A 19,850-nucleotide genomic window follows, 5' to 3' on the forward strand; every position below is an offset into this window, starting at 1 on the left:
GACCGTCTTTTGCAGGTCTTTACCCATACCGGATACTGCTAAAACATCGCCCGGCATTATTGTGTCGGGCGATGTAAATTTTTGTTCTGTCTGTTTCTGTCGCTGCTTCGTTTGGTTTTAACTAACCGTTATTCTTCCGGGATCGTGGTGGTATGGCGCAAGGCTTGTGGGGTGCCGCCATAGCGGCGACGAAACATGCGGCTAAGATGTGATGAGTCACAAAAACCGCAATCAACGGCAATTTGTGCAACCGATTTCTGGCTTTTTTCAATCAGGTGATGGGCCAGATCAAGGCGGATATTTAAAAAAGCCACCTGCGGCGATGTATCAAGGCTAAGCCTGAAATGGCGTTCGACCTGGCGTTTACTGTTACCCATGCGGCGGGCAATCTCTTGTACTGATATTGGCGTGTCTATGTTTTGCTGCATGATCAGCAAGGCGCGCTGCACAATCGGGTCCCGGGTTTTAAGATCAAGGGGAATGCCCGGTTGTGGTTTTTCCGCCTGTAGCGCGTCATCTATGATCATGATGTGCAGGCTTTTATTGGCCTGTGCGCGTCCAACATGTTTATCAACCAGATAAGCGGCCAAATGCGCTGAACTCACCCCGCCAGAGCAGGTTAATCGATCCCGGTCGACAACAAAAATCTGATCTGCAACCGGATCAAGGCCATCGAACTGTTCCATAAAGTCGGAATGGTGAAACCAGCTGACACAGCAACGATATCCGTCAAGCAGGCCTGCCTGGTGTAGTAAGAAAGCACCGGTACATACCCCTACCAAAGGCACGCCTGCGGCGGCGGCTTCCTGCAAAAAATGATGATAGGCTTTGCTAAGGTTTGGCGTTTCATCCATCAGTCCGCCGACGACCACAATGTAATTAAATCGCCGGGGGTCACCCAGCCGTTCCTTTGGCTGAACGATAATGCCGCTGCTTGATGTTACCGGGTCCATCGTGTCGGACAAAATAGTCCATTTGCATAGAATCGGTCTGCTCCGGTCCCCCTCGTCCGCGGCCAGCCGCAAAACATCAACGAAATTTGCAAATGCACAAAGCGTGAAACGGTTCGCCAGAATAAAGCCAACCGACAGGCGCGGAGCTTCGGGTTTTGGCTTTAATGTCCGCGTCGCGGATGTCTGGTTTGACAGCGTATTGGGGCTGTGAAATTCGGAACGAACGGCCATTGGACCTCCGATACAAACAAGGTTGCTGCATTTGTCGTAGCGGTAATCTCACTTTGACGCAAACATTCTATTTTTCGGCGCGCAAAGTCGCCAGATTATTTATCAAGATACTAAAAACCAGCCTATCCCGCGCAGGGTAATCATTACTTGTGTGGTGCAAAAAATTGCAAGGCTGTAAAGGCGACCGAACAGAAGATTCGCGCCATCAGGTGATTTGGCAAAAATGACGAACCCGTAAATATGGTCATGAAAACTGGCCATTAATTGAAGGTGCCTCGGAAGTACTTGCTGCGGCAAAGTGGTTTTCCGAATTTTAAAACAGGCATCCTGGCGGGGGCGACAAAGGGGAAAAATATGAAGGTTCTTGTACCTGTCAAACGCGTGGTTGATTACAACGTGAAAATCCGCGTCAAGGCGGATGGTTCAGGCGTTGATCTTGCCAATGTTAAAATGTCGATGAACCCGTTTGACGAAATTGCGGTTGAAGAAGCTGTCCGGTTAAAGGAAGCAGGTAAAGCCGACGAAATCGTCGTTGTTTCTATTGGCCCGGCATTGGCACAGGATACTCTTCGTACAGCCCTTGCCATGGGGGCCGACCGCGCCGTTCTTGTTACCGTTGATGGCAGGATTGAACCCTTAAGCGTCGCCAAGGTGTTAAAGGCTGTGGTCGAAGATGAAAAACCCGATCTGGTCATTCTTGGCAAACAGGCCATTGATGATGATGCCAATCAGACTGGGCAAATGCTTGCCGCCCTTTTGAACTGGCCGCAGGCAACCTTTGCATCAGCCCTTGAACTTGACGCAGGTCAGGCCACTGTCACCCGCGAGGTTGATGGCGGGCTTCAGGCAATTAACGTGACCCTTCCGGCCATTGTCACAGCCGATTTGCGGTTAAATGAACCGCGCTATGCGTCTCTACCCAATATTATGAAGGCCAAGAAAAAGCCGCTGGATAAAAAAACACCCGACGATTTCGGTGTAACGGTGTCATCCCGGTTAACCGTAATTCGGGTGGAGGAACCATCGGTTCGTCAGGCCGGGGTCAAGGTTGCCAATGTGGCCGCGCTGATCGACAAGCTGAAAACCGAAGCCAGCGTTATCTGACAGGGTTAAGGGGAGACTTTTTAAATGGCCATTCTTCTTTTTGCAGAACATGACAATCTATCCCTGTCCGAACAGACAGCGAAGGCATTAACCGCCGCCAGACAAATTGGCATCGATATTGATGTGTTGATCGCGGGTAAAAATGCCAGTCCGGCAGCAGAACAGGCCGGCAAACTGGCGGGTGTGCGCACTGTGCTTCTGGTGCAGGGTGACCTGCTTGAAAACCAGCTGGCCGAACCAACCGCCGCCGTTATTGTCGGTCTTGCCAGTAATTACGACACCATCCTTGCCCCGGCCACCACAACGGGCAAAAACGTGTTGCCACGTGTTGCCGCCCTGCTTGACGTCATGCAGGTTTCCGACGTGACCGAGGTGGTCGCACCCGATACCTTCAAACATCCGATTTATGCCGGTAACGCGATCGAGGTTGTCCAGGCATCCGATGCCATAAAAGTACTGACAATCCGCACATCAAGTTTCGCGGTTGCGCCAGACGGTGATACGCCAGCATCGGTCACGGTTATTGATCATGATGGCGCGGATGGTGGTCTGTCGCGGTTTGTGGAAAACATTTTGTCGGCAAATGACCGGCCTGAACTTAACTCCGCCAAAATTATTGTTTCAGGTGGCCGTGCCCTGGGCTCCGAACAGAAATTTCAGGAAGTCATCACACCGCTGGCCGATAAACTGGGGGCTGCTGTCGGGGCTTCGCGCGCTGCTGTTGATGCGGGTTATGCCGCCAATGATCTGCAAGTTGGCCAAACCGGTAAGGTTGTCGCACCCGATCTTTACATTGCGTGCGGCATTTCCGGTGCCATTCAGCACTTGGCAGGTATGAAAGATTCAAAGGTGATCGTCGCCATCAATACCGATGAGGATGCCCCGATCTTTCAGGTCGCGGATTACGGCATTGTTGGTGACCTGTTTGAAATTCTTCCCGAAATGGAGCGTCAGCTCTGATACGTTTTTCATCTTGTTGAAATGGAACAGATCCAGTGAGCGATTCTTCATACATACTGCGCATTGCCTGTGATGACCGGCCCGGGATCGTTGCCGCTGTAACCTCGGCACTGGCGGCACGCAACGCAAACATTATTGAATCCAACCAATTCTGGGATCGCCAGACAAACCAGTTCTTCTTGCGTATCGCAACAAGCACACCCGAGGATTTTGACAAATCACAGGTCGAAATTACCCTGAGCCCGGCTGTTGACCGCTTCAATATGAAGTTAAAGGTTCAGGACACATCCCGTCGGCCAAAGATCATCATCATGGTGTCGAAATTCGATCACGCGATGTTGCATCTTCTTTACCAAATCAAGGTTGGCTGGCTTGACGCCGAAGTCGCCGCGATTGTGTCTAACCACGAAGACGCCCGTAAAATTGCGGATCAGGAAGGCATCCCTTTTCACTATATGCCGGTGAATAAGGAAACCAAGGCAGAACAGGAAGCCGCCCTCGCCGACCTGGTGAAAGAAACCAATGCAGAACTGATTGTGCTTGCGCGTTATATGCAGGTGCTAACCAACGAATTTTCCAACAAATTCTTTGGCATGATCATTAACATCCACCATTCGTTCCTGCCGTCATTCAAAGGCGCAAAGCCCTATCACCAGGCGTATGAACGCGGGGTGAAACTGATTGGGGCGACCGCCCATTACGTTACCCCCGATCTGGATGAAGGCCCGATTATTGAACAGGAAACCGAACGGGTTAACCATGCCATGTCGGCCGATGATTTTGTGGCAACCGGCCGCGATATCGAGGCCCGTGTTTTGGCCCGGGGGGTTAAATATCATCTTGAAGGGCGCGTCATGCTGAATAATCATCGAACGGTGGTTTTTACGTCATAACGCTTTTGCCATCACAGGGGACCGGTATACCGGTCCCCGTCTGTCGTTCCCGGAAAGCCGCACAATATGTAGTCTTTCCCTGCCAAAAACATAAAATCATCTCGAAAAGAAGGAATGAGCGAAATGGCCGCATTTCCCAACAAGGCTAAAGTCGTAATCGTTGGCCTCGGCGGTATCGTGGGTGCCTCGGTGGTACATCACCTCATTGAAAATGGCTGGGACGATATTGTTGGTATCGACAAATCCGGTATCCCTACCGATATTGGCTCAACGGCGCACGCTTCTGATTTTTGCTTTGCCACCAGCCACGATCTTTTATCGTGCTGGACCACGATGTATTCCATCGATTTTTACGAAAAGATGGGGCATTACGCCCGTATTGGCGGCATTGAAGTGGCCCGTGTTGGCGATGACGAACGCATGGCCGAACTTAAGCGCAGGGTTGATTCCGGCAAGGCATTTGGCACCAATGTCAAAATCATCAGTGCGGCCGAAGCCAAGGAAAAATTCCCCCTTCTTGAAGAAGACCAAATACAGGGTGCCATGTGGGACCCGGACGCCGGCCTTGTTACCCCGCGTTCGCAAACTGTTGCCGGCAAGCTGGTCGATCAGGCAATTGCATCAGGCAAACTTAATGCCTTTGGCAACACATCAGCCCTGGAACTGATCAGCGAAAATGGTCGTATTACCGGCGTTGTTACCGAACGTGGCACCATCCACGCCGATTATGTTGTGGTCTGCGCCGGGCTTTGGGGCCGTCTGATTGCCGAAATGGCAGGCGAAGACCTGCCCGTAATGCCGGTTGACCACCCGCTGACATTTTTTGGCCCGTATAACGAATTTGAAGGCACCGGCGTTGAAATCGGGATGCCTCTTTTACGCGATCAGGGCAATTCGGCCTATATGCGCGACACAGGCGACCCCAAAAGCACCGAAGGTGGCCAAATCGAGTGGGGTTATTATTACGAAGAAAACCCGCGTCTGGTGCATCCACGCGACATCCTTGAAAAACATCAGGCTCGTTTATCGCCCTCGCAACGCGATTTGGAACTCGAAGATGTGATTGAACCGCTGGAACGGGCAATGGAACTGACCCCGATCCTGACGGAACTTGGTTTTAATGAAAGCCATTCCTTTAACGGTCTGTTGCAGGCATCGGTTGACGGGGGACCGTCAATGGGCGAAAGCCGCAAATTACGTGGCTTGTGGTATGCTGTGGGCATCTGGATCAAAGACGGCCCGGGCATGGGCAAATTACTTGCCGACTGGATGACCCATGACCGTACCCATATTGACCATCACGCCATTGATTTTTCCCGGTTCAACGAATTTCAGTTAAATGAACAATATATTTATGATCGTTGCTGGGAAACGGCGAAAAAAATCTATAACCCGCCGGTCCATCCCCGCGAACCCTTTGGCAATGCTCGTAACATTCGCCGTTCCCCGTTTTATGATCGGGAAGTCGAACTGGGCGGCTATTTCATGGAACTGGGGGGCTGGGAACGCGCGCATGGCTATGCCGCCAACGAACACCTGCTTGAAAAATACGCCGATCAGGTGCCGATACGTGAAAACGAATGGGATACCCGTCATTTCTGGCGTGTGTCCAACGCCGAACAATTGGAAATGAGCGCGAATTGCGGCATCATCAACCTGTCGCACTTTCATATGACCGATATTGAAGGGCCAGACCATGTGGCCCTGATGGAATGGTTATGTGCCGCAAAAATTGGTGGCGATGCCAATATTGGCAAAGGCATTTACACCCATATGCTCGATGATGACGGCAATGTCCGGGCCGACTTCACGGTATTTCGCATGGAAGATCGCTGCCGCATGGTTAACGGGGCCGATGCGGGCCCACGCGACATCACCTATATGCGCCGCGTTGCCCAGGACAAAGGGTTTGACGTCACCATTACCGATGTGACCGAAAATTTCACCACTGTCGGTATCTGGGGGCCAAATGCCCGTGTTAACCTGCAAAAAGTGGTCGAAGACCCGGACGCCCTCAGCCTTGAAAACTTTCCATTTGCCGCAATTCGCCAAATCAAGATTGCTGGAAAAACTGTAACCGCCTTTCGCATTTCCTATGTCGGTGAGCAAGGCTGGGAACTGCATATGCGCTACGAAGATGGCCTTGCCGTTTGGGATGCGCTACGTGCAATTGGGGTGATGGCCGTTGGGGTGGAAACCTATGCCAACTCCCGTCGGCTGGAAAAATCCTTGCGTTTGCAAAATGCTGATCTGCACACCCAGTATAACCTGCTCGAAGCCGCTTTGGCCCGTCCAAAGGTCAAGGAAGCAGATTTCCGTGGTAAAGCAAAGCACGAAGAATATCGCAACCGTGACCACCAGCCCGCCATGCTGTGCACCCTTGTTATGACCGATAATATCGATCATCAGGGCGTAGCCCGCTACCCGTTGGGATCTTTGCCCGTCATGGACCCGGAAACCGGCCAAACCCTGATCGATGAGTTGGGCCGTCGGTCTTATACCACCTCAATCGCCTATGGCCCGAGCATTGGTAAAAACATCGCCCTAGCCTATTTGCCACACGCTTATTGCCAGGAAGGCCGCAAACTGACCATTTCCTATTTTGACGAAATTTATCCCGTCGAAGTCGCAGGTGTTGGTTACAAACCACTTTATGACCCGGAAAATCTGAAACCACGTAGTTAACCGGCTGCGTTTTAGTCTCAAAAGTTAAACGGGGCAGACCGCAAGGTCTGCCCCGTTTCTTTAATGAAATGTGCCCAAACAAAAACGGCCCCATACATTTCATTGTATGGGGCCGTCATAATTTCAAAGACGGATCAAGCCGAATAGATGGGATAGGCAGCGCACAGACTGCGAACTTCGGCAAGTACAGCGGCTTCAATCTCGGCATTGCCATCGGGGTTCGCGGCAAGGGCGTCAATAACTTGAATAATCAATTCGCCAATTTTACGAAATTCGGCAGCTTTAAAGCCACGGGTCGTTCCGGCCGATGTTCCAAGACGCACGCCCGAGGTCACAAACGGCTTTTCCGGATCAAAAGGAATGGCGTTTTTGTTGCATGTCAGGCCCGCACGTTCCAGCGCGGCCTCACTTGCCTTGCCGGTTACACCTTTAGGCCGCAAATCGACCAGGACCATGTGGCAATCCGTACCACCCGAAACAATATCGACGCCCCCTTTGATTAAAACGTCAGACAGGGCACGCGCATTTTCAATCACCTGTTTGGCATAATCCTTGAATGACGGTTGCAATGCTTCGCCAAACGCCACCGCCTTGGCGGCAATTACATGCATAAGCGGCCCCCCCTGATTGCCGGGGAATACGGCAGAATTGAATTTTTTTGCCAGCGCTTCATCATTGGTCAAAATGAACCCGCCACGTGGGCCACGCAAGGTTTTGTGAGTGGTCGATGTTACCACATGGGCATGAGGAACGGGGTTTGGATATTCGCCTGCCGCAACCAGACCGGCATAATGGGCCATATCGACCATTAAATATGCGCCAACCTCATCGGCAATGGCCCGGAATGCGGCAAAATCAATCGGGCGCGGATAGGCCGACGCTCCGGCCACAATCAGTTTTGGTTTGGTTTCCAGTGCAACACGTCGGACGGCTTCCATATCAATCAGGTGAGTATCTTCTTCAACCTCGTAGGAAACCACATCAAACCATTTGCCCGACATGGTAACCGGAGAACCATGGGTTAAATGCCCGCCATGCGCCAGCGACATGCCCATAATCCGGTCGCCCGGTTGCAACAACGCCAGAAAAACCGCCTGGTTTGCCTGCGCGCCGGAATGGGGCTGTACATTGGCAAATTCGGCGCCAAAAAGCTGTTTGATCCGATCAATGGCGATGGTTTCAACCACGTCAACATGTTCACAGCCGCCATAATAACGACGCCCTGGATAGCCTTCGGCATATTTGTTGGTCAAAACCGATCCCTGTGCCGCCAGTACATCTTTGGAAACGATGTTTTCTGATGCAATCAGTTCAATCTGATTTTGCTGGCGGTCCAGTTCATGGGCAATTGCCTCGGCAATTGCTGTATCCGAAATCGCCGCAGTGACCATAGAGTCAGACATTTGTATTTCCTTTTCCATCGTACGGGGCAAAACCCGGGTTATTCCGCAGCCAGTTCGGCACCGCCGGTTTGAAGAAGACCGATCACATATGGCGCAAAGGACCGCCATATATCGAGACGGAAGCTGTTTGCACCATCCCGCCACAAAACCGCGGATACCCCGTCAACGATGGTCCGGCATCCCTCGCCTATGGCAATTTTGTCTATGTCGCGGGGGCAGCCAATTGTTAAAAGATCCGTGGCTCCTGGTCCTTCGATCTGCACGGTGATTTCGCGGGCTGAAACGTCGGTCAGGCTATGGGGGGCCTGCGCATACACAGCGGCGCAAGCATCTGTCAATCGCTGCGTATCGGTTGCGTCAGTTTGAATTTGCCATTCATCAGGGCCCAGACAAATAACATCTACCGGCCCGTTTTTGGCGCGTGTCCCAATCCGGGTGGGCAATTCAATGCCGATGGCAGCGGACAGAACAGGTATATCTGCCTGCCCAAGGCGTAACGAAAGCCGCCCCGCCGGTGCCATTAATGCAACTGAAACAACATTGCCTGAAACCAGCGGCCCCGGCGTAAATGCAGGTGTAAGTGCCATCATCAAATCGTCCCCGGGGTTAAAGTTTCAGTCGTGCGCCTTTGGGATCGTAAAATACGGTCCCGGTAACTTCGGCGTTAATCACACCGTCGGGCATGGGAATATAAATTGTTTCGCCCATGCGGCTGTGTCCGCCCTCCAGCAAGGCAAAGGCGATCGGCCTGCCAACAGCATCACTGTGATAAGACGACGTGACATGGCCGACCATTTTCATGGGAATGGGCTGGTTCGGGTCCAGCACCAGTTGCGCACCTTCTTCAAGCTTGGTTATGCCATCTTGCGTTAACAGGCCAACAAGCTGCTTGCGCCCTTCGGCGACCAGGTCGGGCCGTTCCAGCCCGCGCTTACCCACAAAATCGGGTTTGTTTTTGCCAATTGCCCAGCTTATCCCGGCGTCATGCGGGGTTACTGTGCCGTCCGTATCCTGGCCGACGATGATGTAACCTTTTTCAGCACGCAGGACATGCATGGTTTCCGTACCATAGGCACAAATGCCATGCTTCTGGCCGGCTTCCCACAAAATTTCCCAAAGTTGGCGGCCATGACAGGCGGGGACGTTTACTTCAAAGCCAAGTTCGCCGGTAAAGCTGACACGGAACAAACGGGCGGGGAAACCGGCGACGGTGCATTCGACAATCGACATGTGCGGAAAGGCTTCGTCAGATAAGTCCTGACCTTCCACAAACGGTTCCAGCAACTTGCGGGCATTCGGGCCGTTAAGCGCAATTGTTGCCCATTGTTCCGTTGTTGATGTCAGCCATACTTTCAGATCCGGCCATTCGGTCTGAAGGTAATCTTCCATCATGTTCATCACACGGGCGGCCCCACCCGTTGTCGTTGTGACATGGAACCGGTCATCGCTCAGGCGGCCAATAACACCATCATCGCGAATGTAGCCATCATCCCCTAATAACAGGCCATAGCGGGTGCGGCCCGGTGCCAGTTTGGTCCAGGGATTGGTATACATGCGGTTCATAAATTCAACCGCATCAGGACCAACCACCTCGATCTTGCCCAGTGTTGATGCATCAAACATACCAACGGCAGATCGGGTTGTTTTGCATTCCCGTGATACGGCGGCATCCATATCCTCGCCGTTTTTAGGGAAATACCACGCCCGGCGCCACAAACTTACAGGTTCAAAGATCGCACCGTTTTCTTCGGCCCAGCTATCGATCGGGGTTTTGCGGGTCACTTCAAAATGGTCGCCCCGATGATATCCAACAAAGGCACCAAACGATGTGGGCGTATAAGGCGGGCGAAATGTTGTCAGCCCCACTTTGGGTTGCGGTTTGCCCAAGGCATCGGCGGCAATGTTCAACCCGTTAATGTTAGACATTTTCCCCTGATCGGTCGCCATGCCATTGGTAGTATAGCGTTTGACATGCTCAATCGAATGCATACCTTCGCGTACAGCCAGGCGCAAATCCTTGGCGGTGACATCGTTCTGGTAATCAACAAAGGCGCGGGCCTTGCCCGGGTTCAGGTCGGTTGGCAGTTCCTTGTGGCTAACACCGGTTCCGGGACGGTCGCCTTCAACACCAAATTCATTGGCACTGGCTTCCTTTTCCAGGTGGCGGGCGACAGTCGCCCCCATCTGTGCGCCGTCATTCAAGGCTGCCGCAATGCCCCAAAGACCACGACCCGCCCCGGCAATTTCGCAATCTTCGGTTTTGCGGTCGGGCAAAAAGGTTTGCATGTCGTCATTCCAGGCAAGTGCCCCCTTGGTATGGGAAAACAAATGCAAGGATGGGGTCCAGCCGCCCGACATTAACAGGCAATCACATGGCAGTGTTTCCGCAGTTCCAACCTTGCCATTAACGACCGGATTAACCCGCACCGATTTAATGCGCAATCGTCCTTCGGTGCCAGTTGCAGTATAACCCGACAAAACCCGGATAGAACGTTTTTGCGCCTGCGCCAGCAGTTCGGCAGCAGGGGCCGAGCGCGTATCAACAATTGCCACAATTTTTGTGCCTGCATCGGCAAGATCAAAGGCGGCATACCAGGCGCTATCATGGCTGGTAAGAATGACAGCGCTGTCCCCTACCCTTACACCATATTTGTGCAAATAGGTTTGTGCCGACCCGGCCAGCATCACACCGGGGCGGTCATTGCCGTCAAATACCAACGGTTTTTCAAGCGCACCCTGCGCCAGAACAACCTGGGTTGCGCGTACCCGCCACAGGCGTTCACGCGGTGTATTTGCGTCAGGTTTGGGTAAATGATCGGTCAGTTTCTGGCATAGACCCACCATGTTCTGGTGATAATACCCGATTGCGGTGGTTCGCGTCATCACGCGCGCACCCAGTGTTTTAAGTTCGGCTGTTGCGGCCTCTGCCCACGCCAGGGCGGGTTGTCCGTCAATAACCGCCTGTGGTTCACTGGTCAGCGTGCCGCCTGTTTCGGCATTTTCGTCTACCAGTGTTACCCGCAAGCCGGCACGCGCCGCTGTCAAGGCCGATGCCAGACCTGCCGGGCCTGCACCCACCACAAGCACATCGGTATGCAAATAACGCGATGCGTATTTGTCCGGGTCATTTTCGGTTGGTGAAACACCAAGTCCGGCTGCCGCGCGGATAAAGGGTTCATAAACCTTGTCCCAAAACGATTTCGGCCACATGAAGGTTTTATAATAAAACCCGGCTGAAAACAGCATATAGGCGCGATCATTCACCGCACCAATGTCAAAGGACAGGTTCGGATACCGGTTTTGGCTGGTAACCTCTAACCCGTCCCAGATTTCCTGGACGGTTGCACGGGTGTTGGGCTCAAACTGCCCGGTGCCGCGCCGTGTGCCCACCAGGGCGTTTGGCTCTTCCGATCCGGCACAAATTGCCCCGCGCGGACGGTGATATTTAAACGACCGCCCCATCAAATGAATACCATTGGCCAACAGAGCCGAGGCCACGGTGTCGCCTTTATAGCCCGAAATGCTTTTGCCATCGAAAGTGAACTTAACCGGCGTTTGCGGATCAATCCGACCCCGCCCGGCAACACGGAAGTTGCTCATTTCGATTTCTCCAGCAAATCAGATAATTCCGGGCGAGTTTCGCCGACCTTGTAGGTAATCAGGAAACGGTCACTTACGGTATCGCGCACGGCGTTAAAGTACCGGCCGCAGCCATGGAAATGGCGCCAGCGTTCATAATGAGGGCCTTTAACATTGTTGCGTATAAACAAAAAATTGCGCCATTCTTCGTCACTTACCGGCGTGGCAGCATCGGGCCGCGCAACATGGGCTTCACCGGCATAGGTAAATTCCAGTTCCGGCAGGGTTTGCTCACAATAGGGGCAATGGACCAGCAACATATCCGTTCTCCTTAGTGCGCAACGGCGGCGGCAGCGGCTTCGTCAATCAGACGTCCGGTGCTAAATCGTTCCAGGGTGAAAGGGGCATTAATGACATGGGGTTCGTCTTTGGCAACAGTCCAGGCCAGCGTATGCGCTGCCCCTGGCGTTGCCTTGAACCCGCCCGTTCCCCAACCGCAATTCACATATAAACCGGGCACGGGCGTTTTACCCAAAATGGCCGAACGGTCCGGCGTCACATCAACGATGCCACCCCATTTGCGCAACATCCGCATGCGGTTGAAGATCGGAAAAATTTCACAAATCGCGGCAACCGTATGCTCAATCAGCGGCAAACCACCACGTTGGGAATAACTGGTATATTGGTCTGTGCCCGATCCAATCACCAACTCTCCCTTGTCAGACTGGCTGATATAGGCATGCACCGTATTGGACATAACAACACAGGGGAAAATCGGTTTCACCGGTTCGGACACCAGGGCCTGTAATGGATAACTTTCAAGCGGCATTCGCACGCCGGCACTTTCCATCACAACCGAGGTATGCCCCGCCGCCGATACCGCGACTTTTTTGGCCCCGATAAATCCGCGTGCGGTTTCAACACCGGTGACACGCCCGTCCGGCCCACGGCGAATGGCGGTTACCGGGCAATTCTGAATAATATCAACACCGCGCATTGATGCGCCGCGCGCATATCCCCAGGCAACTGCGTCATGTCGCGCGGTTCCTGCCCGGCTTTGCAATGCAGCCCCCACAACGGGGAAACGTGCGTTGGGCGAAATGTCTAATGGCGGGCAAAATGCCTTGGCCTCTTGCGGGGTTAACCAGCGGTTATCCACCCCGTTTAACCGGTTGGAATGAATATGGCGTTTGAAACTTTGAACATCATGTACGTTATGTGCCAGCATTAAAACGCCGCGCTTGGAATACATAACATTGTAATTCAAATCCTGGCTCAGGCCATCCCACAGGTCGAGTGCATGGTCAAAAAGCCGTGCACTTTCATCATAAAGATAGTTGGACCGGATGATTGTGGTGTTACGGCCGGTATTACCGCCGCCCAGCCAGCCTTTGTCGATGACGGCAACATTGGTAATGCCGTGTTCCTTGGCCAGATAATAGGCCGCCCCCAAACCATGCCCACCGGCACCAACAATGATGACGTCATATTCGGCTTTTGGCTGGCTGTCAGGCCATTGCGGTTCCCAGTTTTTATGCCCGGTAAGCGCATTCTTCAAAAGCGATAGCCCTGAGAAGTGGGTCATGTGAAGCCAGTCCCCCAAATTTTTTTGATTTTACAACTGTATCAAGGGGGAATTGGCCCGAACTGGAAGAATGCGACACTTTCATTGTATGATTGCGCCCCCACCCCGTTTCTTCATTCCTCGGGGTATTATGGGTAATAAAAAAGCCGCCTTTTATTCCTATTCAGGTTGGGCACAAAAGGCAGCTTTGCAGTTTAAAGGCAAAATGGTTTCAAACTTCCAGCCACTCGCGGCGAATGTCCTGATTTGCCGTTAGGTCGTCCGGGGTTCCTTCAAACACCATCTGCCCATGCCCCATAACATACAGACGGTGCGAAATACGCATGGCAATGGCCAGGCGTTGTTCGACCAGCAAAATGGAAATGCCGCGCCGGGCAACTTCCTGCAACAGGTCGCCAATACGTTCAACCATCTGCGGAGCCAGGCCTTCGGTTGGTTCGTCAATCATGATCAGATCGGGATTTCCCATCAGGGTGCGGCAAATGGTCAGCATTTGTTGCTCGCCACCCGAAAGGGCACCGCCCGGTGCGTTGGCCCGTTCGCGCAACTGGGGGAACAGTTTCCAGGTTTCCTCAATGCTCCAGCGGGCTTCTTTCTGACCCGATTTAATGCCAAGCAGCAGGTTTTGTTCCACGGTTAACATCGGGAAAATGGCGCGTTCCTCGGGAACATAGCCAATACCAAGCCTGGCAATCTCATGGGGTTTGCGCCCGGCAATTTTTTGCTGTTTGAATTCGACATCCCCGCGTGGAACCGGGTTACCCATAATGGCCTTTAACGTGGTAGAGCGCCCTACCCCGTTGCGGCCTAGAATGCTGACAATTTCATTGGCGCCAACAGACATGTTAACGCCTTGAAGAATATGGCTTTTACCGTAATAGGCATGAAGATCCCGCACATTTAACATCGTCATGCCACCTCCGTTCCAAGATAGGCCTGCTGGACAGAAGCGTTAGCCTTGATACGTTCGGGGGTATCAGATGCAATAACTTCGCCATAAACCAGAACCGAAATACGGTCAGCCAGATCAAAAACCACCCCCATATCGTGTTCAATCATTAACAGGGTCCTGTTTTCACTAACCTTGCGGATCAGTTCGACCATATGTTCGGTTTCGCCGTGGCTCATCCCGGCCATGGGTTCGTCGAGCAAAAGGGTGTTGGCGTTACTGGCAATGGCAAGGCCAATTTCCAGCGCCCGTTGCTCGGCATAGGCCAGTACCCCGGCGGGCATGTTCCAGCGCTCAATCAGGTTAATTTCGCGGAGAATTTCTTCGGTGCGCTGGCGGGCATCGGCCAAACGTTCCACATTGCGCCAGAACGAATACTTGTGTCCCAGCGCCCACAGGGTTGCACAACGTACATTTTCCCAAACTGTTAGCTGGGGAAACAGGTTGGTCACCTGAAAACTGCGTGACAGGCCGCGCCGTGCAATCAACTGCGGCGGTATGCCGGTAATGTCATCGCCATGCAAACGCACCGATCCGCCACTTGGCTGATAGTGACCGCTGATCAGATGAAATAGCGTCGATTTTCCGGCCCCGTTCGGGCCAATCACGGCGTGGCGTTCGCCTGCGGGAATATCCAGGTCGATGCCCCGAATGATTTTCATCGGACCAAAGCTTTTTTCCAGCCCGGACAAGCGAAGGGCGGGCACGGGGGTTTTTGTCTGCGTCATGGCAATTTCCTCCATGCAAGGGCTTGGCTATAGGCGTCCCCGGCTAGCCGGGCTGCGCGTAAAAACAACCATGTGCCTACCGCAAACAAAATAACGGCGATGATCCAGGGCAGCGGAGAATTGGCATTAAACGGAATATAGAAGAACACCATGGCCGGACCGGCAGCTGTTTTAACCGCAAGCTGATAGGTCATTTCGATGACCATGCTAAGCCCCGAAATGGCGACCAGACCTGGCAGAAGGGCCAAAATATAATAGGGGGCGACGTGGTGAAGCTGCCGGGTTTGCAACAGGGGTTGTTGCAGGGCCAATAAACCTGCCAGGCCGCGCGGAGCATACATAACCATGCCAATAAACAACAATCCGAAATACAGTTGCCACACATCGGTAACATCGCTGAGCATCAATTGCAGATAGGTCACAACAATGGCACCAATAATAGGCCCGGCAAAATTACCGATCCCGCCGATATAGGTCATTAAAATAACCGCACCGGATTCCCCGACACCCATCTGGGCCGAGTTCATGATTTCGAAATTGATCGCGGCCAAACCACCACCAATACCGGCAAACAGGCCCGACAGGCTAAACGCCATAAACCGTACGGTTTGGGTGTTATAGCCAATGAAACGTACGCGTTCGGGGTTATCGCGCACGGCATTGCATATCCGGCCAAAGGGCGTGCAGGTTATCGCATACATTGCCGCAACCGAAATCAGGCACCAGACGGCAATCAGATAATAAACCTGAATTTGCGGACCAAAACTTAGCCCCAGAACCTGGACCATATCGGTCCGGTCAAGCGTGATGCCTTCTTCGCCGCCAAAAAAATGGCGCAGGATCAGCGCACTTGACGATACTAGTTCGGCAATGCCAAGCGTGATCATGGCAAAGGCAGTTCCGGAACGTTTGGTTGAAACTGCGCCAAAAATGATACCGAAAACAAGCCCGGTAAACCCGCCCATTATGGGAAATAAAAACAGTGGCACCGGGCTGCTGGTGCCTGCCACGGCGTTCATGGCCCATGCGGTCAGAAAACCGCCAAGACCAAAAAACACCGCATGGCCAAACGATAGCAAACCGGTTTGTCCCAATAGCATGTTATAGGACAGCGCAAAGATGATCATGGTGCCCATCATGCACATTGTGGACACAGCCAGCCCCGAGCTGAAAACATAGGGCAAGCCTGCCAGTACGATGGCGGCAACAATCCAGATACCAAAACGTGCCAAAAAGCTGCTGCGTTTATCCGACGGCAACGCAGGGATTTTCATATCGGTTTTCTGACTCATCGGTTGTTTGTCCCCATCAATCCGCGCGGTCGAAAGATCAGGATCAGCACCAACAGCAGATAAGGCAAAATTGGTGCAACCTGGGCGACCGTCACGTTCCACAGATCGTCAAGATAAAAGGCGACATCGCCGCTCAGCGGGGAACTGCCAAAGACATCGGCCAGGGAAATATTGAAAGCAACCGCATAGGTCTGGACCAGACCGATCAGTAAGGAAGCCACAAATGCTCCGCCGAGCGAGCCAAGGCCGCCAACTACAACCACTACAAACAGGATCGGCCCCAAAAGACCGGCCATGTTTGATTGCGTCACCAGTACCGGACCGGCGATAACGCCCGCAACAGCGGCCAGCGCAACCCCGACGCCAAAAACCAGCATAAAGACGCGATCAACATTGTGGCCCAGCATCCCGACCATATCGGGATGGGACAAGGCTGCCTGCACGATCAGCCCGATGCGTGTACGTCGGATGACCATCAACAACGCCAGAAAAATGACGACCGATACCAGTAACGCAAAAATTTTAAAGGCCGGATAGGTGGTGGCAAAAACTGTAAAGGCGGAAAAGTCGAGCGACGCGGGCACGCGATAGTCGACAGGCAGTTTGCCCCAGACCATTTCCACCACTTCCTGAATGACAAAGGTCAAACCAAAGGTGAAAAGCAGTTCGGCGACATGGCCGTGACGATGAACATGGCGCAGACCATAACGCTCCACCACCATGCCGATACCGGCAACGATAAGCGGCGCAAACACCAGACCGGCCCAAAAGCCCATATGCAGGGTAATTTCAAACCCAAAAAAGGCGCCCAGCATATAAAAGCTGGCATGGGCCAGGTTCAGAACGCCCATCATACTGAAAATGACGGTCAGGCCGCTGGCCATAAGAAACAGCAGCATTCCGTAAAGGACGCCGTTAATAGTTGAAATAAAAAGGATTTCGAACACGATCGCGTTTCCTCGCTTCCGAGCATCGTCATGAGGCCGTTACCGGCTGAGAGATGGCGGCGTTCGTTTATATCCGAACGCCGCTTGATCATTCGTCAGCCAGGACGTTTCATTTTGCAAGTAGTCGGAACAACGGTATCTTTGGCAGCAATTTCGCCTACCTTGTTCCAGCCCCATCCGGTGTGTTCCTCGTCAAATGCCTTGTCGCTGGCAAGAGGCCCGAACGAAGAAATATAAAGCGGCTGGAACAGCTGATGGTCGTCTTTACGCATAAAACTGTCCCCCCCGGCCGAGAAGCTGGCATATTTCATACCTTCAAGCTTGGGGATGAAATCGGCCGGGTCTTGCGAGCCGGCAGCTTCAATGGCCTTGAACAGCATGGCAGTTGTATTGAAAATACGCGGGAACAATACCGGCGCATCCTTGTAACGTGCGCCATATTCGCGGGCCGTATTTTCGGCCGGCTCATAGCCAAGATTGCTGATACCTTCGTTGATCTGGAAAACCCGGCCCGCCATGTCAGCCTGTTTGATCGCGGTGGGGCCACCGGCGGCACCGGCATAATAGGTGTACCAGTTCACATCCAGCCCGGACTGACCGGCAGCCTTGATCAACAGGGAAAAGTCCTGTCCCCAATTGCTGGTGATCACGGTATCAGCACCTGAAGCCTTGATTTTGGCGATATAAGGGGAAAAGTCGGTGATTTTTACCAGCGGATGGAATTCGTTACCGACAATTTCGATGTCGGGGCGCTTTTCCTTAAGCATGCTGACGGCGGTATCGGCGACTGCGTGACCAAACGAATAATCCTGATTGATCAGATAGACTTTTTTGATTTCAGCACGCTGTTTGATAAAATTGGTCAAAGCGGCCATTTTGACATTGGTATTGGCATCGAACCCAAAATGCCAATAGCTGCAATTATCATTGGTCATAACCGGGTCGATCGCGCCGTAATTAAGATAAACGATATGTGCGTCGGGGTTGCGGCGATTATATTTGGCAACGAACCCTTCGATGGCGGAGCCGACCGAAGACCCGTTACCCTGAATGATGATGCGAACACCTTCATCAATGGCCTTTTGCACCTGAACAAGGCTGGTCTGCGGGTTGATCTGGTTGTCGTAACCGATAACCTCGACCTGTTCGCCATTAATACCACCATTTTTATTGGCGGTGTCAGCGATGAAGTTAAGCTGGTTAAGGCCGATCTGGCCAATGCTGGCAGCGCCACCGGAAAGTGGGTCAACATAGCCGATTTTAATATTATCGGCGGCGGCGGGCACAACGGATGCCCCGATCACAGACAGCGCAAGCACCGTCGAAGCAACTAGTTTCTTCATAGGTTCCTCCCTGATTAAGAAGCGGGTCATCCGCCCCTTTGTTGCAGTTATTACTGCCTTTTTACACAGACCGTTCCGTCGGTATTGACGTCGGCCCTTGGTATCTTCTGCGTATTTTCTTGTGTTCTTTGTCGTAATGCGCGGCCCGGCATAAGGCCGCGCACTTTAACAAAATTAACAATCAGGCTTTCGAAAACAGGGTCTCGGGTTCTGCACCTGCTCCGGCCAGTTCGCGTTCCGCCTGGGTAAAGCCATATCCCGGAACAATTTCGCCCTGGCGGTCGCTGATGTGGTCCCACTGTGCGACCACACGCGCAGGGGCATTTTCACCGTCGCCAATTTGCACACCAGGGGTCAGGGTGACATTTGCACAGGCAAAATGCCCCGCTCCGGCGCACATTATTGCCCGTGTCGGCGCATTTTCGCCCACCAGCGCCAAAAGGCCGGGGCTAACAAGGTCCGGGGCAAGTTTGGCAAGGGCATCGGGGGCCAGCAGGCCATCGGTCATTTGCGTGGCAGCGGTCGGGGCAAGGCAGTTAACGCGAATGTTGTATTTCTCGCCTTCCAGCGCCAGTGTTTGCATCAGGCCGACCAATGCCATTTTCGCCGCCCCGTAATTGGCTTGGCCGAAATTTCCATAAAGACCCGAGGACGAGGTGGTCATCACAATGCGGCCATAGCCTTGCTGGCGCATGATTTCCCATACGGCCTTGGTGCAAATGGCCGCACCCATCAGATGAACATCAACGACCAGACGGAAATCGGCCAGGTCCATCTTGGCAAAGCTTTTGTCGCGCAGGATACCGGCGTTATTGACCAGAATGTCAATACGGCCCCATGCGGCTATGGTGTGTTCAACCATCTCGCCAATCCGGGCTTCATCGGTTACCGATGCTGCAAAGGCAATTGCCTCGCCACCATTGGCGTTAATTTCGCCAGCAACACGTGTTGCACTGTCGCCGTCCATATCATTGACAACAACCCGTGCGCCAAGGCTGGCCAGCAAAAGTGCATGGCACCGGCCCAATCCCCCGCCCGCACCGGTCACAATTGCAATACGATCCCGAAGCTCCATTTTTGTATCCCTTATTGTCATCGGCAACTTATTAACTCACTAGTGAATTAATAATAAAAACGCAAGAGTTTCTTTTGCTGCGGCCCCGGTTCGGGGCCCCATAATTTCGTGTCATATTCCCTG

Annotated in this window: 16 protein-coding genes; 4 read left to right on the forward strand and 12 right to left on the reverse strand. The window is 53.0% G+C overall.

The window, feature by feature from the left end; translation table 11 throughout:
- Positions 1-128: 128 nt before the first annotated feature.
- Positions 129-1,184: a GlxA family transcriptional regulator gene (locus THS27_RS09600; protein ID WP_085590235.1), complete on the reverse strand. Its 1,056-nt coding sequence runs from the start codon at positions 1,182-1,184 to the stop codon at positions 129-131.
- Between the two features lie 354 nt (positions 1,185-1,538).
- Here THS27_RS09600 and THS27_RS09605 point away from each other — a divergent pair, with 354 nt between their 5' ends.
- The 4 genes from THS27_RS09605 (at position 1,539) to THS27_RS09620 (ending at position 6,826) form a co-directional block, all read left to right on the forward strand.
- On the forward strand, positions 1,539-2,288 hold the full coding sequence (locus THS27_RS09605; RefSeq protein WP_085590432.1) for an electron transfer flavoprotein subunit beta/FixA family protein: 750 nt from the start codon (positions 1,539-1,541) through the stop codon (positions 2,286-2,288).
- Between the two features lie 24 nt (positions 2,289-2,312).
- Positions 2,313-3,248: an electron transfer flavoprotein subunit alpha/FixB family protein gene (locus THS27_RS09610; protein WP_085590237.1), complete on the forward strand. Its 936-nt coding sequence runs from the start codon at positions 2,313-2,315 to the stop codon at positions 3,246-3,248.
- Between the two features lie 35 nt (positions 3,249-3,283).
- Positions 3,284-4,141, forward strand: coding sequence for a formyltetrahydrofolate deformylase (gene purU, locus THS27_RS09615; protein WP_085590239.1), 858 nt, complete (start codon positions 3,284-3,286; stop codon positions 4,139-4,141).
- Positions 4,142-4,255: 114 nt separating this feature from the next.
- A complete protein-coding gene (locus THS27_RS09620; RefSeq protein WP_246832912.1) occupies positions 4,256-6,826 on the forward strand; it encodes an FAD-dependent oxidoreductase in 2,571 nt (856 codons plus the stop codon).
- A gap of 134 nt (positions 6,827-6,960) precedes the next feature.
- Here THS27_RS09620 and glyA read toward each other — a convergent pair whose 3' ends face one another.
- The 11 genes from glyA to THS27_RS09675 all read right to left on the reverse strand — a co-directional run bounded on the left by glyA (position 6,961) and on the right by THS27_RS09675 (position 19,727).
- Positions 6,961-8,229 (reverse strand): serine hydroxymethyltransferase, encoded by a 1,269-nt coding sequence (glyA, locus tag THS27_RS09625; RefSeq protein ID WP_085590242.1) that lies wholly within the window; start codon positions 8,227-8,229, stop codon positions 6,961-6,963.
- Between the two features lie 38 nt (positions 8,230-8,267).
- Entirely contained in the window at positions 8,268-8,819 is a 552-nt protein-coding gene (gene soxG, locus THS27_RS09630; protein ID WP_085590244.1) for a sarcosine oxidase subunit gamma family protein, read from the reverse strand.
- A 16-nt stretch (positions 8,820-8,835) separates the two neighbouring features.
- Positions 8,836-11,829: a sarcosine oxidase subunit alpha gene (locus tag THS27_RS09635; RefSeq protein ID WP_085590246.1), complete on the reverse strand. Its 2,994-nt coding sequence runs from the start codon at positions 11,827-11,829 to the stop codon at positions 8,836-8,838.
- Positions 11,826-12,128 carry a sarcosine oxidase subunit delta gene (locus THS27_RS09640; RefSeq protein ID WP_085590248.1) on the reverse strand — a complete coding sequence of 101 codons (303 nt, stop codon included), beginning with the start codon at positions 12,126-12,128 and terminating at the stop codon, positions 11,826-11,828. The genes THS27_RS09635 and THS27_RS09640 overlap by 4 nt, the downstream gene beginning before the upstream one ends.
- 11 nt (positions 12,129-12,139) lie before the next feature.
- A complete protein-coding gene (locus tag THS27_RS09645; RefSeq protein ID WP_085590250.1) occupies positions 12,140-13,393 on the reverse strand; it encodes a sarcosine oxidase subunit beta family protein in 1,254 nt (417 codons plus the stop codon).
- 211 nt (positions 13,394-13,604) lie between these two features.
- The gene (locus THS27_RS09650; RefSeq protein WP_246832913.1) at positions 13,605-14,306 is read right to left on the reverse strand and encodes an ABC transporter ATP-binding protein; all 702 of its coding nucleotides are present in this window, start codon (positions 14,304-14,306) and stop codon (positions 13,605-13,607) included.
- Positions 14,303-15,070: an ABC transporter ATP-binding protein gene (locus tag THS27_RS09655; RefSeq protein ID WP_085590436.1), complete on the reverse strand. Its 768-nt coding sequence runs from the start codon at positions 15,068-15,070 to the stop codon at positions 14,303-14,305. The genes THS27_RS09650 and THS27_RS09655 overlap by 4 nt, the downstream gene beginning before the upstream one ends.
- Entirely contained in the window at positions 15,067-16,362 is a 1,296-nt protein-coding gene (locus tag THS27_RS09660; protein ID WP_085590252.1) for a branched-chain amino acid ABC transporter permease, read from the reverse strand. Before THS27_RS09660 ends, THS27_RS09655 begins: the two co-directional genes overlap by 4 nt.
- Positions 16,359-17,309: a branched-chain amino acid ABC transporter permease gene (locus THS27_RS09665; RefSeq protein ID WP_085590253.1), complete on the reverse strand. Its 951-nt coding sequence runs from the start codon at positions 17,307-17,309 to the stop codon at positions 16,359-16,361. Before THS27_RS09665 ends, THS27_RS09660 begins: the two co-directional genes overlap by 4 nt.
- Positions 17,310-17,404: 95 nt before the next feature.
- Entirely contained in the window at positions 17,405-18,652 is a 1,248-nt protein-coding gene (locus THS27_RS09670; RefSeq protein WP_085590255.1) for a branched-chain amino acid ABC transporter substrate-binding protein, read from the reverse strand.
- 181 nt (positions 18,653-18,833) lie between these two features.
- Positions 18,834-19,727 carry an SDR family NAD(P)-dependent oxidoreductase gene (locus THS27_RS09675; RefSeq protein ID WP_085590257.1) on the reverse strand — a complete coding sequence of 298 codons (894 nt, stop codon included), beginning with the start codon at positions 19,725-19,727 and terminating at the stop codon, positions 18,834-18,836.
- Between the last annotated feature and the right edge of the window lie 123 nt (positions 19,728-19,850).

The organism is Thalassospira sp. MCCC 1A01428, assembly GCF_002115825.1.
Taxonomy (GTDB): Bacteria; Pseudomonadota; Alphaproteobacteria; order Rhodospirillales; family Thalassospiraceae; genus Thalassospira.